Source organism: Natrinema sp. SYSU A 869 (assembly GCF_019879105.1).
Taxonomy (GTDB): domain Archaea; phylum Halobacteriota; class Halobacteria; order Halobacteriales; family Natrialbaceae; genus Natrinema.
In genome coordinates this window covers 51724-69068 of sequence record NZ_CP082249.1, presented here as the reverse complement: position 1 = coordinate 69068, position 17345 = coordinate 51724, and the positions used below count along the sequence as shown (strand labels likewise).

The 17345-nt window shown below is 57.1% G+C and carries 16 protein-coding genes and 4 pseudogenes; 8 read left to right on the top strand and 12 right to left on the bottom strand.

Going from position 1 to position 17345, the window contains the following annotated elements; genetic code table 11:
* Positions 1–62: 62 nt before the first annotated feature.
* Positions 63–296 (top strand): annotated as a pseudogene (locus tag K6I40_RS28985) (transposase); the annotation flags it as partial.
* A gap of 269 nt (positions 297–565) precedes the next feature.
* On the opposite strand, the gene K6I40_RS08425 reads toward K6I40_RS28985, so the two are convergent.
* The 5 genes and pseudogenes from K6I40_RS08425 to K6I40_RS08405 form a co-directional block, all read right to left on the bottom strand.
* Positions 566–829 carry a hypothetical protein gene (locus tag K6I40_RS08425; protein ID WP_222918604.1) on the bottom strand — a complete coding sequence of 88 codons (264 nt, stop codon included), beginning with the start codon at positions 827–829 and terminating at the stop codon, positions 566–568.
* Positions 826–1029: a hypothetical protein gene (locus K6I40_RS08420; protein ID WP_222918603.1), complete on the bottom strand. Its 204-nt coding sequence runs from the start codon at positions 1027–1029 to the stop codon at positions 826–828. The genes K6I40_RS08425 and K6I40_RS08420 overlap by 4 nt, the downstream gene beginning before the upstream one ends.
* A 70-nt stretch (positions 1030–1099) precedes the next feature.
* A pseudogene (locus K6I40_RS08415) lies at positions 1100–1768 on the bottom strand (sulfite exporter TauE/SafE family protein); the annotation flags it as partial.
* 29 nt (positions 1769–1797) lie between these two features.
* The gene (locus tag K6I40_RS08410) at positions 1798–2043 is read right to left on the bottom strand and encodes a hypothetical protein (RefSeq protein ID WP_222920487.1); all 246 of its coding nucleotides are present in this window, start codon (positions 2041–2043) and stop codon (positions 1798–1800) included.
* Positions 2036–3469, bottom strand: a complete 1434-nt coding sequence (locus tag K6I40_RS08405) for an FAD-binding oxidoreductase (RefSeq protein WP_222918602.1) — start codon at positions 3467–3469, stop codon at positions 2036–2038. Before K6I40_RS08405 ends, K6I40_RS08410 begins: the two co-directional genes overlap by 8 nt.
* 149 nt (positions 3470–3618) lie before the next feature.
* Here K6I40_RS08405 and K6I40_RS08400 point away from each other — a divergent pair.
* The 4 genes and pseudogenes from K6I40_RS08400 to K6I40_RS08385 all read left to right on the top strand — a co-directional run bounded on the left by K6I40_RS08400 (position 3619) and on the right by K6I40_RS08385 (position 7039).
* Positions 3619–4559, top strand: a pseudogene (locus K6I40_RS08400) (transcriptional regulator).
* 181 nt (positions 4560–4740) lie between these two features.
* Entirely contained in the window at positions 4741–5007 is a 267-nt protein-coding gene (locus K6I40_RS08395; RefSeq protein ID WP_345779428.1) for a winged helix-turn-helix transcriptional regulator, read from the top strand.
* A 144-nt stretch (positions 5008–5151) separates the two neighbouring features.
* On the top strand, positions 5152–6177 hold the full coding sequence (locus K6I40_RS08390) for a methyltransferase (protein WP_222918600.1): 1026 nt from the start codon (positions 5152–5154) through the stop codon (positions 6175–6177).
* A gap of 22 nt (positions 6178–6199) precedes the next feature.
* Positions 6200–7039, top strand: coding sequence for a plastocyanin/azurin family copper-binding protein (locus K6I40_RS08385; protein ID WP_222918599.1), 840 nt, complete (start codon positions 6200–6202; stop codon positions 7037–7039).
* A 310-nt stretch (positions 7040–7349) separates the two neighbouring features.
* Here the strand turns inward: K6I40_RS08385 and K6I40_RS08380 are convergent, their stop codons facing one another.
* The 3 genes from K6I40_RS08380 to K6I40_RS08370 all read right to left on the bottom strand — a co-directional run bounded on the left by K6I40_RS08380 (position 7350) and on the right by K6I40_RS08370 (position 10616).
* Positions 7350–7892 carry a cupin domain-containing protein gene (locus tag K6I40_RS08380; RefSeq protein ID WP_255681896.1) on the bottom strand — a complete coding sequence of 181 codons (543 nt, stop codon included), beginning with the start codon at positions 7890–7892 and terminating at the stop codon, positions 7350–7352.
* A gap of 227 nt (positions 7893–8119) precedes the next feature.
* Positions 8120–9115 carry an ArsR family transcriptional regulator gene (locus K6I40_RS08375; protein ID WP_222918598.1) on the bottom strand — a complete coding sequence of 332 codons (996 nt, stop codon included), beginning with the start codon at positions 9113–9115 and terminating at the stop codon, positions 8120–8122.
* Between the two features lie 253 nt (positions 9116–9368).
* A complete protein-coding gene (locus K6I40_RS08370) occupies positions 9369–10616 on the bottom strand; it encodes an alpha/beta fold hydrolase (protein ID WP_222918597.1) in 1248 nt (415 codons plus the stop codon).
* Between the two features lie 508 nt (positions 10617–11124).
* Between K6I40_RS08370 and K6I40_RS28980 the strand changes: the two genes are divergently transcribed.
* The gene (locus tag K6I40_RS28980; protein ID WP_345779427.1) at positions 11125–11700 is read left to right on the top strand and encodes a tyrosine-type recombinase/integrase; all 576 of its coding nucleotides are present in this window, start codon (positions 11125–11127) and stop codon (positions 11698–11700) included.
* 395 nt (positions 11701–12095) lie between these two features.
* Here K6I40_RS28980 and K6I40_RS08360 read toward each other — a convergent pair whose 3' ends face one another.
* Both K6I40_RS08360 and K6I40_RS08355 read right to left on the bottom strand, forming a co-directional pair.
* Entirely contained in the window at positions 12096–12542 is a 447-nt protein-coding gene (locus tag K6I40_RS08360; RefSeq protein ID WP_255681895.1) for an ester cyclase, read from the bottom strand.
* Between the two features lie 482 nt (positions 12543–13024).
* Complete coding sequence (locus K6I40_RS08355) at positions 13025–13951, bottom strand: tyrosine-type recombinase/integrase (RefSeq protein WP_345779426.1); 927 nt, start codon at positions 13949–13951, stop codon at positions 13025–13027.
* A 313-nt stretch (positions 13952–14264) separates the two neighbouring features.
* Between K6I40_RS08355 and K6I40_RS08350 the strand changes: the two genes are divergently transcribed.
* The gene (locus K6I40_RS08350; RefSeq protein ID WP_255681894.1) at positions 14265–15116 is read left to right on the top strand and encodes a BBE domain-containing protein; all 852 of its coding nucleotides are present in this window, start codon (positions 14265–14267) and stop codon (positions 15114–15116) included.
* 12 nt (positions 15117–15128) lie between these two features.
* On the opposite strand, the gene K6I40_RS08345 is transcribed toward K6I40_RS08350, so the two are convergent.
* Positions 15129–15737, bottom strand: coding sequence for a halocyanin domain-containing protein (locus tag K6I40_RS08345; protein ID WP_222918595.1), 609 nt, complete (start codon positions 15735–15737; stop codon positions 15129–15131).
* 153 nt (positions 15738–15890) lie between these two features.
* Here K6I40_RS08345 and K6I40_RS08340 point away from each other — a divergent pair.
* Positions 15891–16891 (top strand): IS630 family transposase gene (locus tag K6I40_RS08340; protein WP_222918594.1). Its coding sequence is split into 2 segments (ribosomal slippage): positions 15891–16383 and positions 16383–16891, totalling 1002 coding nucleotides; the frame shifts between segments, so codons are not numbered across the junction.
* Between the two features lie 2 nt (positions 16892–16893).
* Here the strand turns inward: K6I40_RS08340 and K6I40_RS08335 are convergent.
* Positions 16894–17094 (bottom strand): annotated as a pseudogene (locus tag K6I40_RS08335) (transposase); the annotation flags it as partial.
* Positions 17095–17345: the final 251 nt, after the last annotated feature.

Here is a 17345-nt window from a genome sequence, read left to right as displayed (position 1 = left end):
CCCATGGCATTCGCTTTATCAGCCCGTATACCATTCCCGCCGATACTCGGGACTGAGGTCACCGACGGTTGGTTCGGCGTGCGAAAGAACACGTCTTGATTGAGACAGCGTTCTGTGATCGCGAGTTCGACTCGATGAGCGTCTTTTAGATGCGCTCGAACCGCCATATGAACTACCTCATCTCAAAACGGATTCACAGCACAGAGCGTGAGGTCATTGACCAAATGGACACAGACTGCCACGATGTCGCTGTTGAGTTCGCATCAGTCAGTGTTGACGCAGGGTCACACGCGATGTGATTCCTCTATTGAACACACACCGTTCATCCCCAACTGGGCAGCGGACTACTGAATGCGCGCCCTATATCTCGCACGGCTATCGGAAAACGTCTCAGAACTGGTAGAACCCTCGCGGTCAATACGCACATTGCACACGACAGTGCGTTCATTGCAAACCCGCCAAAATCAACTGCTATGTGAGTTGTTCTATGACACCCTCTCAAAGGCATTCGCTGCCGTATCCTAGGCACACCTACAGAAAAGTGGCATCTATTTATAGAAGACTATCAATTAGAGCTTTCCCTCTCATCGGTGGGAAGTTCCTCAACGGCGTCGACGAGTGCTTCGCCGAGTGCGCGCATCCCGTCGTGGTCCCCTCTGAGAGTCACCCGTTTATTCTCTCCCTGACGAGCAGCTGAAAGTTCGATAGCGACACCTCGAGGATCACTACCAGCCGGAGCAATGACTCTCGCTTCGACGAGAGTCGGCTCCTCAGGCGGAACTTTATGTTCAAACAACGACAGCAGTTTCTGAATGGTTTCGTCCGTCATTCTTCTTCCTCGTCTTCTTCTGGCAGTGATTTTGTACTCGCAACGATTGCCTTGCCGAGCGCGAGCATATCGTCGCGGCTACCAGCAATGCTAACTCTCCCATTGTTGTCAACGATCGAACCTTCAAGATCCATTTTGACGACTTTCTCACCAGTCTCCGCTTCAATAGGTGACCGGACGCGTGCGCGTATATCCATCATTAGGCAAGTTCACCTCTATTGGTAGTAGCAGCGTCCTCCACATTACTTTCGGGGGGTGCAACCTCCAGAAGACATCGACGGCGTTCGACTGGGCGTAGACGAACGTCCCAAATGCACCTGAAACCGTGATTTGGAGGATGCTGGTCCCGGCAGCGACGGCGGTGGGAATGCCGAACCCGTAGACCATGACGGGGAGCAGCAGGAATCCTCCACCGACGCCGAGACATCCGGAGAGAATGCCGATACCCGCCCCGACAAGGAGGATAACCCACACCGAGACGGTCGAACCGCCGAGGAGCGACACCATCGGCGAGAGCGTGATAGCCTGCACCCTAGTCGTAACTCGACCTGGTCCCACGTCGGCACCGCCGGTACGAGCATCACGGAGAACAGCGAGTCCGACCGCACCAAGAAGCCCGACATACACCACGCTGATGACGACGTCAGCGCTGCCGAGCTCCGCAAGCAGGAACACGATCCGGGTACCGACCTCGATACCGACCATCATTCCGAGGATCATCACCGCTGCCAGTGTATAGCTGACCTGACCGTAATCGTGGTGTCGGAGCGCACCGATGATACTAGTGCCGAAGACGAATGCGAGGCCGCTCCCGACGGCCACCGGAGCCGGATAGCCGACTACCAGCAGCGCTGGCGTCAGGAGGAACGACCCACCCATTCCAAAGAACCCGAAGAGAATACCGATGAGCAGGCCGAATCCGACGAAGAACGTGATCATCTCGATACCGAGGCCGAGAGATTGCACAGTTAGTCCCTCACGAGTAGTTCACGGGCGGTCGGGCTAGCGATCCGCATCAACACCCCATAGCCAACGTACAGCACGAGTGCCTCCGCCAGAACGAAACCGACCGTGCCAGCAGCCTGCCCGGACTCACTGACCACTGAAATGGCCAGCAGGGCGCTCAGCAGAATCACGAATATCCTCGGTAGCGTGGCGTGGGCTGTCGGTACCTGCTGCAAGGCTATCCCGAATTCAGCGTACCAGTCAGTCATGGCACGCCCCACCGTCGGATCGAGCGTTTTCGGACGGTGCGATGTTCTGGTTGCGGCGAAACAAATTCGTCGGGTCGTACTCATCCTTTAGCGCGACCAACCGCTCGTACGCCGGGCCGAACGTGGATCGCATCATGTCGTCGCCCTCTTCGAAGAATCCCGGGAAGTTCAGGTACACCGAGCCGTCCGAGAACTGGCGCATGCCGTCGAGACAGTCACGCACCCACTCGACGTTAGCGTCGTCGTCCTCCGGGCGTTCCCAGTTTGCCTCGACACCGAGCAGGTAGGGCGCGTATCGCCCCGCGAACGCACTATCCTCGACGTCAACTCCGGCGATTGCACCCCCCAACTGCCACACATCGACTGTCGAGAGCGGTGACGGTGCCACGTCACTCCAGTAGGCAATTCGATCGATGGCGGACTCCGAGAGGCCGTCGAGGTACAGCGATTTCCAGTAGTAGCGCATCCCGTCGGGGTAGTCCTCGTCAAAGAGTTGCTGGAACTCCACGTATGGCATCGTCCCGCTGAAGTCGGCGATCGGCTCGCCGATCTCTCGCAGGGGCCTCAGTGCGCGCTCGCCGTCCTTAATCGGTCCTGCATAACAGCCCACAATTCCGATTTTGGAGGTATCTACAGCATCCGCCGGAAAAATTTCCTCGTCGGGCATTACGCCCGCCGACGTGAGCGTGCTGGCTTCCTCGGGGGCGGAGACGACGTACTCGCGGTACCTCCGCAGACACTCGGCCAACCGGGTTCCCGGGTAGAATACGAGACATGTCGCCACGTCGGGTCCGACCGGGTGGAGGCCGAACTCGAAGCCGGTCACCACTCCAAAGTTCCCGCCTCCGCCGCGAAGACCCCAGAACAACTCCGGGTTCTCGTCATCGCTAGCGGTCAGATACTCACCTTCTCCGGTGACCACGTCTACGGATGCGAGGTTGTCACAGCTCAATCCGTACTTGCAGCGGAGGTGGCCAATTCCACCACCGAGTGTCAACCCCGCGACGCCCGTGGCGGAGACGACCCCGCCGGGCGTCGCCAAACCAAATGCCTGGGTTTCGTGGTCCACATCCGCCCACGTAGCCCCGGCTTGGACCCACGCTGTTTGTGCATCCGGGTCTACCCATACGCCCTGCATTTCGGAGAGATCGATGACGAGCCCGTCATCGCAAACGGCGGTTCCGGCGACGTTGTGGCCACCACCACGTACCGCCACGAGCAGGTCGTGCTCACGGGCAAAGTCGACCGCGCTGATGACGTCTCCCACGCCCCGACATCGAGCGATCAGGGCCGGTTGCTTGTCGATCATTCCGTTCCACACCGCGCGAGCGTCGTCGTAGTCAGCGTCGTCGGGACGAATCAGGTTACCATGAAGTCCTGCTTCGAACTGTTCGGTCTGTTCATCAGGGTGGGCATGTTGTGCCATATAGAACCAGATGTTAGCACGGGTTCTGGCCTCACCTATCGAGTAGTGTTCAGTGCCGAGAGTACCGTTTCAGGCAGTGAGACAAGTTTCGGAGCGTGGACGGGACAGAGTTACTATCTCTGCCACCCTCTATCTAGAGAGTGAGTCACATGACCTCCGATCAAGACGACCGACGAAAGGACGATGGCCGCTCACCACCCGGCTCGCCGGTCTTCGAGGCAATTCTGGAAACGGAACGGAACCGCCGCTATCTAGGGCAGCGCCTGGACGCTGCGGACGATCGAATCGACACAGACCTACTCGGCGATATCGTCCGGCACGGCCCTGTTCTGGAAGCGCTTCTGGGAGAACCGCTCGATCGCCGAGCGATCGAAGAACGACTCGGTATCTCGCGGGCGACGAGCCACCGCTACACGCAATGGCTCGACGAGCAGGACTTCGTCGAGAAGGTCGATAGCCGATTTCAGTTGACCTGGCGGGGCGTAGTCATCGCCGAGGAGGTCCTCCGGTTCGAGGCGAACGTGCGGACCGCACACAGGATGACGCCGCTTCTGGATGCGGTCTGTGAGGATCACCGGGACTTCATCCTGGAACCGTCGTGGACGCGACGATTACCGTCGCGGAACCGGATGATCCCTACAGGCCGATCGAGCGGTTCATCGCGCTTACCAGCGAGTCTGACACCTTCCGTGGCTTCAATACAACGCACATGGCGCCGCTGATCCTCGGTGAGTTTCACCAGCAAGTATTCGAAGAAACCGACACCGAGATCATCTACCTCCCGCACATCGTAGAGAAACTCTTCGAGACGTACCCCGAGCGTGCTCAGGTAGCACTCGATAGTGGGCATCTGGCCCTCCGGACGCGGGATGAGCTGCCGTACGGTCTCGCTCTCTTCGACGAGCGTGTCGGAATCGGAGGCTACGACGAAACCTCCGGTCTCATGCAGGTGTTCGTCGATACGGATGCACCGATCGCGCGGGAGTGGGCCGAGCGCGTCTACGCGTCAGTGCGAACCGATTCCAACCGACTCGATGCAAAGCCGGATCTGAGTCGGCGATACACTCTCGATGTGGACGGAGACGCTTGACGACCATTTACCATCCGTACAGAGACGCGGGATACCCTTTTGTCACGTTATGTGGAAGCATAGAACACATTCCATGCCTTGCATTGACCCACCACCCAGGCCAGACCCTGACGACGACCTCTTCGAGATATGCCCCGTTGCGCGAGCGTTCGAGATAGTCGGCTCCAAATGGCGGCTTACCGTGCTGCGGAGCCTCCATCTCTACGGGGAACAGCGATTCAGTGACCTCCAGGAAACGACAACTGCCGATTCGGCCACCCTCTCCCGCGTACTCGGAGACTTAGAAGAACAGGACCTCATCAGCCGACGACTCGAGGACCGTCCCATCGCTACGTACTACGACCTGACAGAGCGAGGTGCATCTCTCACCGGCGTCTTCGAAGAATTCGAGGCGTGGGCATTCGAGCACACGGCCGCGGAGATGCCGGACGTCGAGTTACCGGAGTAATCCACCCAGCGCCGATCGTTGTAGTTACAGAATGTTACTTGGTTGGGCGACCACCACAGACTTGCATATATATCACAAAAATTATAACTATTGTCGGGGGCAAAATCCTCATCGTGGTCACACCGACCACGGAGGTTGACAGATATGACCGCAGACGGCCCAAGCCCCGAATGGATTCTGGACATCGGTCAGGGGTTCTGGGCATCAAAGACGCTGATGAGTGCCACCAAACTCGGCGTCTTCACCGAACTCGACCGTAATGGGCCTCAGACCGTCGAGGAGCTAGAGGACGCGCTCGGTCTGCATCCGCGGGGTTCACGGGATTTCCTGGATGCGTTGGTCGCGCTCGATCTGCTCGACCGTGAGGACGGCCAGTATCGGAACACGCCTGAATCCGCTGCGTTCCTCGTGGAGGGTAAACCCACGTCGTTCGTCGGCTGGTTCGAAATGATCAACGACCGGCTGTATCCGTTCTGGGACGACCTCGAAACGGCGCTCCGAACCGGCCGGACCCAGAACGAAATCGACGACGAGCAGACTCACCCGTTCGAGGGTGTCATCTACCAGGATGATGAGATTCTCGAACAGTTCGTCGGCGCGATGACCAGCCTCAGTATGGGTGCGGCAGAGGTCTTCGCGCACGAGTTCCCCTGGAAGGACCACGAGACAGTTGTCGATTTAGGCACCAGTGAAGGAATTGTTCCAAAGCGCATCGCAGAGGAGAACGACCACGTCCACGCCATCGGAGCTGATCTTCCCCGGATCGAACCGTACTTCCGAGACTTCGCCGGGAAGAGTCCGGCCGCCGACCGCATCGAATTCCAAGCCGCTGATTTCTTCGCTGACGAGCCACTGCCCGCAGCGGATGTCTACATTCTCGGCCACATCCTCCACGACTGGGGGCTCGACGACAAGCGAGCGATCCTCTCGAAGGTCGCCGAGGCGGTCAATCCGGGCGGGGCCATCGTCGTCTACGGAACGATAATCGACGAGGAGCGCCGCGCCGCTGAACTACCGTTGCTCATGAGCCTGAACATGCTGATCGAAACGCCTGACGGCTTCGATTATACGGCCGGCCAGTGTATCGAATGGGTCCACGAGGCGGGTTTCGAAGGCGGAGAGGCGAAACCGCTCCCGGGTCCGGATACGATGGTTGTGGCGAGGAAGTAACACATCCAAGAGAAACGAACTAATGACACCACCAAACGAGACAACCGACCAGACGAGCATCGAACAACTCGGAACCGGACGGCGTCCGCTGTTGAAAATACTCGGGACCAGCGCGGCACTTTCGCTCGAAAGTGGCGTAGCAGCCGCTCACGACGGCGATAGCGGCGACAACGGGACCGAGGGAAACGGTGGTGCGGAGATCGATCCACGTTACGGCTTTTCCACGCCGAACGCCGACAATATTCCGGGGGAACTCGAACCAGATCACGAGGTCGAACTTCACATCGCCGATCCTGTGCCTGAAAACCACGGCCCCCTGTTCCACTTCGAACCGACTGGACTGGCAGTAGAGGAAGGTGACATCGTCCAGTTCACCTTCACGACTCCCGACCACACGATCACGGCCTACCATCCCGGCCACGGGTTCCAGCAGCGGGTTCCAGATGGTGTGCCGCCGTTCTCGTCGCCGGTCGTAAACGCTGGTGGAGGCTGGCTCTACCAGTTCGAGGAGGAGGGCCTGTACGATCTGTACTGTGCCCCGCATCACCCCCTCGGAATGACGATGCGAATCGTCGTCGGAGAACTCGATGAGGGGGATGAACCGGAGTACGAGGACACGTTTGAGGGCACCGAGGATCCGCCACTCCTGCCTCCGTTTAGCAAGGAGATGCTTGAGGAGGAACTCGAAGTATTCAGTGAGCCTGGCAAAAACGTCCGTCCCGAGTGGGTGTGGCTCACGCCAGCGGAGGTTCTCGATACGGAGGTACTCGACCCCGGGCAGATCCAAGCAGAGGGCTCAGTCCCGTTCAGTGATGTCCTCGACGAAATCAGCCGTATTGAGACGAGTCACGGCCACGAGTGAATGTGGCTCACCGTCGCTTTTTTATGACGATCTGGGCCCGGATGGCGTGACCTGGTTTCTCAGCACAGACATGTGAGCGATTCTCCCCCATTCTCTCATTCCATCTTGAGTTGTGCTGAATGCGCGGCCTCGGTTTTCTCGACACAGAGGTGCTCTATCCCGCAAAGATCCAAGAAAATAACCGATCTCGATCGACGAAATCAGCCTATCTGGTCGGATTATGACTACGAATAGCGAACGTCTATCGCAGGAAGGGTGCCTCTCACCCTCCCGTCTTCTGCCGGCTGTTACTACAGCTTAGAACCGCTGCCTAATCTGGGAGGTGGTACCCGAGCAAGCGGCCCAGGCCAGATAGACCCTTAAAGACCCAGTGTGGGGGACTCACTGCGTATATGTCCTCCTCGTGTTCTGTCGTCAGCATCGCTAACAACACGACATCTTTGAAGCCCTCCGGAGGCAATGACACACCTTGCTCCGTGACGAGCTGATGGAACCGCCGGAAGAACGCCTCGTGCTGTAGGGCGGGCTCGTGGACGTTTCTGATCTCGACGGGGGTCGCGTTCCTGAACGTGTGGGCCGTGCCTGGAGGGACGGTGTGTTCCTCACCGGCCGTTACCTCCATCCATTCCCCGTCCACGTACACTTCTAGCACGCCCGAAACCACTTCGTAGCGCTCCTCGGCGTGCGGATGGGTGTGGACGAACGGGCCATCTTCGGGGACGTCTTCGATCTCAAATCGCATTTCCAGCAGTTCCCCGTCCGTGTCCGCTGTCGAACGCGTGATTTCCCAGCGGCCAGGGAAACCACCCCAATCGAGGACGCGATCCTGCTTGCCGCGATCTATTGCCGTCATGGCGTTCCCCCCGTGGTACACTCGCTGTTCGGCATCGATTTGCTAGTCATGGTCATTCGTCACCTCCTGTGCCATCCGTTCCGCCGCTTGTGTCGCCTCGAGTACCTCCGCGTAACGGACGCCACAGTGCCGGATTGTGCTCTGATACGAGCAGCTAGTGTTAGCACTGAGATCGCCTTATGTATTAGGAGAAGGACACTTCTCTAACAGAGTCAGACGTATCCAGATTACGAAACGACGGTGTCAGTCCGTGGCTCCCGATTGAACTCGACGATGTTCATCTCGTCGTCCAAGGTGAGAGTGAACACCGTCGTTTCGACCTCGATACAAAGCGATACGCGGAGAGGCTCCATCGAGACGTTGGTCTCGACGTTGTTCTGTAGCAGTTCGATGGCGTCGTCGACCGCCGGTGAGTCGATGTCTAACTCGGGATTGCCGGTCAGTTCGGTTGCCAAGACGAGACCAGTTGCAAACATCTCGACTGGTAACCGCTTGGCGAATCCACAGGTGTTACATCTCATATCTGCCCAGACCGGAAACGGCGTTCCACAGGTGTCGCAGGCGTGCTTCCCATCACGTTCGTGCACGTCACAGACTGTCACCGACGACGAGATCGGCCCGGCACACTCCCGACAGATGCCGTACATTAGATACGTTATGTCCAGAGCACACCGATAGAGTCCGGCTGCGAGCGCTTGCTTAGTGTTGCGGGTCGTCAGCCCTGCTGCCGGATAGTTCGTGAGGAAGAGCGTCCCCGTCGGCGCTTGATCGCCGAACAACCCATCACACTCGGTGCAGCCGACTCGCAGCCACTGATCCTCGTAGGTGGCCGCAACGGTTGCTCCGCACAACGGGCAATTCTCGTCGAGTTCCTGAGAGAAGTCAAGGCTCTCCGCTCCAGAAACGGCTATCACCGTTCTGGCGATCTGCTTTCCTGCACTGCTCAACCGGTATCCGTCGTCAGTTCGGCGGACGAAGTGAGGAGCGAGTTCCGAGAGGTGGTAGTTGAACTTCCCGTTATCATCGACGTCAACCTCGTTTTGCAACTCGGAATACGACACCACTTCGACAGCATCAGAGCCGTCGTCGTACACGTGGGCAGCACCTGCCCGCCAGAGCACGCGGATGATCTCTAACCGGATTTCGTTCCCCAGAATGGCAAAGGCCTCGTCCGGGGAAAGCCCGTCCAGGTCGAGATCAGGAGTGAACCGAGTCTGAGACATGGTACCAATACACGCTACAGCTCATTAAACGCACCTCCAGACCGTTCGCGGGAGGCTGAAAAAGGTGCAATATACGCGCTATCTATGCAGCAGTACCGGGTAGACATACTCGTACGCCGTCAGAAGCCGGGTGATCGATACAGAGGGTGCATGCAGCACAGGGGGTCGTTTGGAACGTCCGTTCTGAACCGACTACTCCGTGATCGTCAATAGCAAACGCCACCGAATGTGAGCGAAATTGATTGTCGGTCAGTCAGGATGATCCCTCGATAAACGTGATCACCTCGTTGATGAACCGGTCCGGTGCGGTGTGTATCGCCATGTGCTGTTCTCCCTCGAAAATGGCGATCCGGCTGTCAGGAAGTGATTCGTTGACCGCTTTCGTCGCGTCTTTGTACAGTGGGGGGCTCTTGCTGCCGGACAACAGCAACGTCGGTATGATCACATTTTCGAACCGGGCTGCCTCGAACTCATACTCGTTGATCCCCTCTAACTCCCGAGGGAGTGTATGGGCCGCAGCGACCATCTCCTGCCAGACCGGTGCCGAACGAAGCGCGTCAATCTCGTCCGGCGGAAGACCTGCGATGTCACGCATGAATTGGACGAGCGCTTGCTCACTCTCATCGCGCTCCATCAGCGCTCTCATCTCAGTGAGCTCCTCGGCGATGTCGAGTTCGTTGTCGCCGACCTGAATCGGTGGTTCGTACAAGATGAGTGTACGGAGGTTGTCGGTTCGCAGGGCCGCCTCCAGCGAATAGAGGGCGCCACCGGAGTGGCCCAGCAGCGTCACCGGTTCGTCGATGGCCTCGACGACTGCCGCCACATCCTCGGCCTCGCGTTCCAGTTTGTACTCGGCGGCGTCACCGCTCTCGCCGCGGCCTCGGCGCTCGATGGTGTGGACCGTGTACTGGTCGGCGAACGCGGAACGGACTCCCCCCTCTTCCCAGAACTGGAGGATGTCGCCGTTCCCGTATACGAGTACGATCGGTGGCCCGCTTCCGGTTCGTTCATAAGCAATTGGCGTACCATCTGCTGATGTGGCCGTTTCCATCGTTCTTCGGCTCGACGGGTCTCTGGGCAGTTCGATGACGCCGAGTTGCTGCATAAGGCCGAACAAGTCGGGCTGGACCCACCGTTCGACGATTTTCCCATCTTCCATCTGGAAGAACGCCGTGGCCGGGTATTCAACCCCCCGTCCCGTCGGTTCGATGCCCAGAAACTCGCCATCGTGCGTTCCTTGATCAATCGCCCACAGTGCCACAGTATCACCCTCAGCGACCAACTTCTCGGCGGTCGCTGAGAAGTCCGAAAACGCGGCGTGCAGGGATTCGGCTCGTTCTTTGATCGGTTCACGGCCTCGGGTGTCGCCCATCAGAGTGTGGTCGAGTACGTCCTCCGCGAAGAGGTCGTCAATGAGGTCGATGTTTCCCTCGGTCACCACGTCGTCTAATAGCCGGCGGACAATCTGTTTGTTTGACTCGGTTTTGGGTGTTGCTGCCATAGTTTCCTCCTTCCGATACACCCACCTCGACAGGTCCCGACCTCAACGTGGCCTCGTAGTGAGCGCAAGTTACAGCTACGTCGCGTATCACGTTAGATGTTACCAAACATCACAGAAAGTAGGAAGTACACCGGTAGATCGACACAAGCACGCGGCTCGTCCTCCTGGCACTCACAGTCCTGTTGCACCCGCTGGCGGACTTTGTTCGGCGACGATAGCCAGCCAAGGCCGCGCTCCCACGATCACGTTATGGCGATTCCCACGTCCAGGATCATGACATGCTACCGTGCGAGATTCGCACAGTCTATACAGCAGAGAGGCTGTTAGTTGTCGTTGGTTTGTGGAATACTCATTCTTGGTCACCACACTCGTGTAAAGGATAGTTCATCAAGGAACGTCGAAGAACGAATGGGCCGACCGACACCGACAGGCACTGACCACCCGCCATTCCCACGAGGATGTACTCAACGACCGAGAGTTCGAACTGCTGTTAGAGGCGTGCGGGGATTTGCCAGCACCACGTGGCTTCGAGGCACGGTTCATCTGTCTGCTCGGTGATCGGCTTGGCCTCCGCGCTGGGAAAATCGCACACTTTCATAGCTCTTGGTTAAACTGGAATCGCAAACTCATTCGTATTCCACAGCACGAGCCGTGTGACTGCGGGTACTGCCGCCGACAGGCCCGTCAGAAAGTCGCCCACAATGACCAACTGACTGAAACTGACGCTATCGCTTCACGCTGGTACCCAAAGACCGTCGCATCAGCTCGGTCAATCCCCTTCGATCTTTCACTCCGAATCGAACTCTGTATCAACCGGTTCGCCAACCGCTACAGTGGCTTCCCACGGTCGCGGTCAACGGTCAACCGCCGCGTCAAAGAAGCCACCGACCAAGCGAATCTCACTGGACGAATTTATCCACACTGCCTACGGACAACCGCAGCCAGCCATCATGCGTACAAGGGAGTAGCCCCGGTACCGCTACAGGCACTGATGGGTTGGAGTGACCTTGCGACTGCCCAGAAGTACATCCGGATCTCCGGAACCGCGACCGCCGACGCACTCCGTCGAGTCCACCACAAATAACCGAACAACTACCCTTCTGGCAGATCACTCGGTGCTGCATAGAGAGGCTGGGCCGTGTTTAGACGCGAAAATTCACGGGATAGAGTGCCTGTTATGTAGGAATAGCAATGTAGCTGTCCAAACTGTCGTTGACGTCCAAGAACACCTCTTAGAAACGTCGACGTCTCAGCCGTTCTTCCGAGAGTGTAGAATCGACACCGAGTGTCCAGTTAGCAAACTCTCGACCACATCTCACGTTCAGTGGTCACAATCTATCCATAGAACTCCTCTCGCTAGCGTCTAAACAAGGCCGAGAGGCTGTATTCAGCAACTCGGTAGTTACATATCTCGTATTTCTCACACCACTCCGGACTATCACCCTTCAGCCACACTGAAAAACAGGCCGGGGAGTCGAGTTATTCGCCGGGTGACTCCACGACACCAAGTTGTTGCAATAGACCAAGCATATCGGGCTGCGCCCACCGTTCAGCGATCTGTCCATCTTCCAACCGAGCGAAACCCATGGCTTCGATGTCAAATGTTCGGCCAGTCGGTTCCAAGCTCATGAATTCGCCTTCGTGGGTTCCCCGCTGGTTCATTCGCACTGCCACGCTATCCCCCTCTGCAACAATCTCGTGAGAGGTCACGGAGAAGTCCGGAAACGCGGTCCGGATTTGGGTCATAGTGTCTCGTAATGCATCGCGGCCTCGCGTTTCCCCAAACGGTGTCTGATCGATTAGATCCTCGGCGACGAGTTCGTCGATGCGGTCGTAGTTTCCGTTGTTCACTACCTCTTCAACGAAGCGGTGGATTATCTGCTTGTTCTCCTCTGGTGTGGTTGTGAGCGCCATATCTTTCACCATCTATCATTAGGTTCTTCAAGACGATATAGATAGTGTGGTAAATACTAACACAGAGATTTTGTCAACCAGCACCAGTCTGGCCCGATTCGCCAGATTGGGGTTATAGCCCAAACCAGCATGTATCAATGTATAATCTCATAGATAGGTAACTCAAGCTAGCTCAACTCGGTCACACTCACCGGTAAATACGCGTCCCGTACTCAGTACGGTCACTGAAATCCGGCACTACTCGAGTAGGTCGACAAAGCCGTCTAACCGGCTACTGCTAGCGGATGTTCGTTTCCGAGCATCGCAATCATCTTGTCAAATACTATATTAGCCCACAGTGGATCCTACCAATATGAATGCGGCTATTATACAGCAGAAATAAAAGGAAAATACAAAGTTGTTCTGCGCTCAGAGTCGATCTAAATAGTCCCGCCGCTGTTCCATCTTCTCTTTCTCAGTACGCCGGTCGTAGTGTTGTTCAATGACTGCGGGGCTCACGTTCGCGCGATCGCTGACGACGTTGTCGGGAAGGTCACTGTTGAGCGAGTGTGTGATGCTACCCCTACGAATGGCGTGGGGGTTGACGTTCGCGGGACACCTGAACGCTTCCTGGTCGTTGACAGCAGCCTCACACTCTTCTGGGTCCCGATCTTCGGGGCATTCTGCCCCACGGAAGCACGGTCGGGTCGCCTGGTAGACGTACTTCCGAAGCGTAGTCTTGTTCGCGCGGCCCTCCTCGTCGCGACGAGTGGTTCACGGCCGAAGTCGTCAGTCACGTTCGGTCGCTTCTCTTCGATCCAGTCGTCGAGTAGCATGCAGATGTCATCCGACAGTGCGACCAGGCGCTCACCGTCTTTCTTGTTCTTGATTGGTGTGTCAGTCTCTGGGCGGTGGTGGACCTCGATGTACTGCTCGCCGGGATTGTAGTCGTCGACGTCGAGGGCGTTGACGCTGCTGACACGCATCATCGTGTGCCACATCAGCGCGACGGTGACGTGTTCACGGGATGCGTAGTCATACTTAGCAAGGTACGAGAGAACCGCTTCGGCTTCCTCGGTCTCCAGCATCTCGTCGCGGGTGTTTTGCTCTGGCGTCATCGACGGCGAACGGACCTTCGTCGAGAGGTCCTGTTCGACGGCGTCAATCGACTCGGCCCAGCGGATGAACACGCGCAGCGTGTCCATCTGGGTCTTCTCGCTGGAGACGGAGAGGTCACCGTCGTCGCGACGCCAGAGACGATACTGCTGGAGTTTGCGACCGGTGAGGTCGTTGAGGTTGTCGATGTCCTCCATCTCGCACCAGCGTAGGAAGTGCTTGAGGCGGTACCTATGCGACTGAATCGAACTCTCAGCGAGTTCGGCTTCCTTGTCCATGAGGTACAGCTCGAGTGCTGTCTCCGGATCGATTGGCTCGAGACTCATAGTCGTGAGTCGCGAACCGATAACGGGTCGATCTGAACTCCGCGATTTCCCCCCGTTCGTCAGACCGAACGAGAGGAATTCTGAGGGCGTCTGAGTGGCTGTGAGCCTGCAGCGCCAATCCGTTTTCATGATGGTTAAGATTCCACAGACGGCGGAGTGTTGCTTATAAAGAACTCCCCGCCGGCCGAGGTAGATTCCATCTGGCGGCGGCAACTTCGGTGTCGTCACCAACTTCGAATTCGACCTGTACGAGGTCGGGCCGATGGTACAGTCCCTCGGTATCTTCTACCCGTACGACCTTGCCGACGATGTCATGGAGACCCACCGGCAGGTCATCGAGGACGCCCCCGAAGAGCTGACCACCATTCTCCTCTCGGGTCACGTTCCGAACCTCCCGCCGATACCCGATGATCTCGCAGGTAAGAAGGCCGTCGTTATCCTTGGCTGCTACGCAGGCAACCCCGAAGAAGGCGAACAGGTCATCGCGCCGCTTCGCGAGATCGGCGAGCCGCTCCTCGACATGAGCGACATGATGCCCTACGAAATGCTCCACGACCTCGGTGCGCAGATGTACCCGTGGGGCCGCAAGTACACTCATCGCTCGGTATTCGTCGACGACCTCTCCGACGACATCCACGGCATCATCGTCGAGCGGACTGAGGCGGCGCCGACGCCGATGTCAGCGGTTGGTATCTGGCCGCTCGGCGGGAACATCGGTCACGGCGGCGACTATGCATACCCGTGGGAGGACAAGCAGTATATGATCACTATCGAGGGCAACTGGGAGGAGTTCCAGAATGAGCCAACCCTCGACTGGGCCGCCGAGACCGAACGAAAGATTCGCGAAGCAGGCGGTGAGGGCGCCTACGCTGGCTTCACCGGCGTTGAAGAGCGTGACTGGGAGAGCTGGGCTGTGCAGGTGTATGGCGACAACTACGACCGCCTTGCCGAAATCAAGGCCGAGTACGATCCGGACAACGTGTTCAACCAGAACGTCAATATGGCACTGTCTAGTTACTCGATTCCGACGTATAGAAGTGTTTCAGAGCCTGCCACAGCATTTTTACAGTCGATACCGTCACTTCATCACCTTCCTGTATTGCGATTTCTCTTATCTAGACAGTGCCTCAATATCGATCCTCAGGAGAAACTGATCTCCAAGTAGGGACGTCCCGTCTTACGAGTCGGCGACAACGACTGCGCCACGCATCTTGACCTCGGTATGTGTCTCGCAGTAGTAGAAGTAGGTACCGGGTTCGTCGAACGTGTACTCGTAGGTGTGGCCGCTGGCATTAGTCGCACCAGACGTGAACTCACCACTCTCGCTGACGACGTTGTGCCGACCGCCCTCGCCCGTCCAGACCCATCTGACCAGCGTACCGGGTGAGACCTTCATCGCGGCGGGATCGTATGCCTGTGCACCGGGGCCGTTGCCCTGCACACCGATCATAACGTCGATGGCATCGTCGCTGGTGTTGTCCTTGACCGTGCCGTCGTAGTTGCCGGTGTCAGCGAGATACTCATCGATTGAGCTAGGAGTGTTATTAGACTCGGTTGTAGTGTCTTTGTCGGTGTTAGTTTCGTTGCCGTCAGTCTCAGTCTCGTTATCACTGGTCTGCGTGTCTGTCTCTGGTTCTGGATTAGTGGTGGCGTTAGTATCTGTCGGCGTATCCGTGTCCTCAGGAGAATCGTCCTCGTTGTTGCCGAGACAGCCAGCGATCGATACGATTCCCACGCCCGCAGCAGCCGTGAGGAAGCGGCGCCGGTTCGTCTCGTTTCGGGTCACAAGAGTTCGTCGCTACTATTCCCATTTAAATATGTATAGTTCGATTACAGTATCCTTGTTATTCTATCCCTGATATTACAATTGAATAGTGTTTGATAGGCGCTACTATAGTAACCGTTAGAACTTTCTACTCAGAGATTGTTGCTAAGCGTAGTGGATCATCTCGACGAAATCTCTGTCGAGGAATTGCAAGATGCCCTCGACAACGTGGAGGGGAAGAAGCCGACACAACGGCTCTTAGCGGCAATAGCGTTCAAAAACGGCGTTACACAGACTGAACTAGCCGAGTGGTACGACATTCAGCGACGCACGATCTATAGCTGGCTCAAGCGACTCGACACCGACGAGTCGCTTGAGCAGGCTGTTACTGATGCTCACCGATCTGGGAGAAAACGAAAGCTCTCAGAAAAAGAGCAACAAGAATTCGAGGAAGTTGTCCACGACTCACCCGAGGAAGTTGGGGTTGACGCGCCGGCGTGGACGCCGGCGCTCGTCCAGCAGTATCTCGACGAGACCTACGATGTCGAGTACTCAATCCCGAGTTGCCGGCGGTTGCTGAACGAGGCGGGATTGAGCTACCAAAAACCACGCCGCACAGCCGCTGAAGCTGAGGCTGACGAACAAGAAACGTTCTACGACGAACTCAAAAAAAGCGGCGGGAGATGGACGCCACAGTAGTCTGTATCGACCAAACCAAGAAATCCGTGCAAGTTGAGCCGCGTGCCGCGTGGTTTCCGCGCGGCACGCGACCCTCTGTCGAACTCTCTGGCCAACGCGACTGGACGTGTCTGCTGGGCGCGATCACCGAAAACGGTGATCGCTTTTTCTCCCGATTCACTGAGTACGTCACCGCCGAACACACGAAACATTTCATTTTAGCATTATGCAGAGAATTCGAAGGTAACTTGATTGTCGTCCTAGATGGAGCGCCATATTTTCAGGCGTCAGCCGTCACGGACCTGGCGGCCCGTGACGACCTCGCCTTCGTGACGTTACCGTCGTATTCGCCGGAACTGAATCCTGTCGAGGAGTGCTGGAGACCGCTTCAAGCGTCTCTTAGCAACCGCTTCTTTGATTCACTCGACGAGCTGACGACAGCGATTGATACAGCTCTCGACCAACTCTCAATCCCAAAGGTGAGTAACTATTTCTAACGCCTACTATAGTAGTATACCGTCTTGTCGTTGAACGTGCGGTCGCAATCCTTACAGAGATACCGCTGAAAGTGCCCATAGCTACCGTTCTGACCGAATGGTCAGAAACGGCAGCGAGGACAACTCACACCATCACGCCAGCGAACCTGTTGGAGCAGATCCCCTGCGACTGATTCCGAGCCAAACACATTGAGCGGAATCATCCGTGTCGGGCATCGCTGACGCGGTTCCCTTGTCCTCTTCGACTTTCCAGCGACCGTTCTGTAGTATCAACAATCTCCTACGGAAGAGCGTCTGTATCTTATCCCTAGAAAGATTGCCGTCACTGCCTGCCAGAGTGGGGAGCGATATTGTTCTGTAGATCCAGCTGCCTGAAAATGGCAACAACGCTCAGATGAAAACTCAACTATGCGAGTCGGAGTTGCCTCGGGAGCAAACTCGCGGGTTTTATATA

Coding starts and splice junctions, on each gene's coding strand:
- K6I40_RS08425 (WP_222918604.1), bottom strand. CDS start 829: ATGACGGACGAAACCATTCAGAAACTGCTGTCGTTGTTTGAACATAAA.
- K6I40_RS08420 (WP_222918603.1), bottom strand. CDS start 1,029: ATGATGGATATACGCGCACGCGTCCGGTCACCTATTGAAGCGGAGACT.
- K6I40_RS08410 (WP_222920487.1), bottom strand. CDS start 2,043: ATGACTGACTGGTACGCTGAATTCGGGATAGCCTTGCAGCAGGTACCG.
- K6I40_RS08405 (WP_222918602.1), bottom strand. CDS start 3,469: ATGGCACAACATGCCCACCCTGATGAACAGACCGAACAGTTCGAAGCA.
- K6I40_RS08390 (WP_222918600.1), top strand. CDS start 5,152: ATGACCGCAGACGGCCCAAGCCCCGAATGGATTCTGGACATCGGTCAG.
- K6I40_RS08385 (WP_222918599.1), top strand. CDS start 6,200: ATGACACCACCAAACGAGACAACCGACCAGACGAGCATCGAACAACTC.
- K6I40_RS08380 (WP_255681896.1), bottom strand. CDS start 7,892: ATGACGGCAATAGATCGCGGCAAGCAGGATCGCGTCCTCGATTGGGGT.
- K6I40_RS08375 (WP_222918598.1), bottom strand. CDS start 9,115: ATGTCTCAGACTCGGTTCACTCCTGATCTCGACCTGGACGGGCTTTCC.
- K6I40_RS08370 (WP_222918597.1), bottom strand. CDS start 10,616: ATGGCAGCAACACCCAAAACCGAGTCAAACAAACAGATTGTCCGCCGG.
- K6I40_RS08360 (WP_255681895.1), bottom strand. CDS start 12,542: ATGGTGAAAGATATGGCGCTCACAACCACACCAGAGGAGAACAAGCAG.
- K6I40_RS08355 (WP_345779426.1), bottom strand. CDS start 13,951: ATGAGTCTCGAGCCAATCGATCCGGAGACAGCACTCGAGCTGTACCTC.
- K6I40_RS08350 (WP_255681894.1), top strand. CDS start 14,265: ATGGAGACCCACCGGCAGGTCATCGAGGACGCCCCCGAAGAGCTGACC.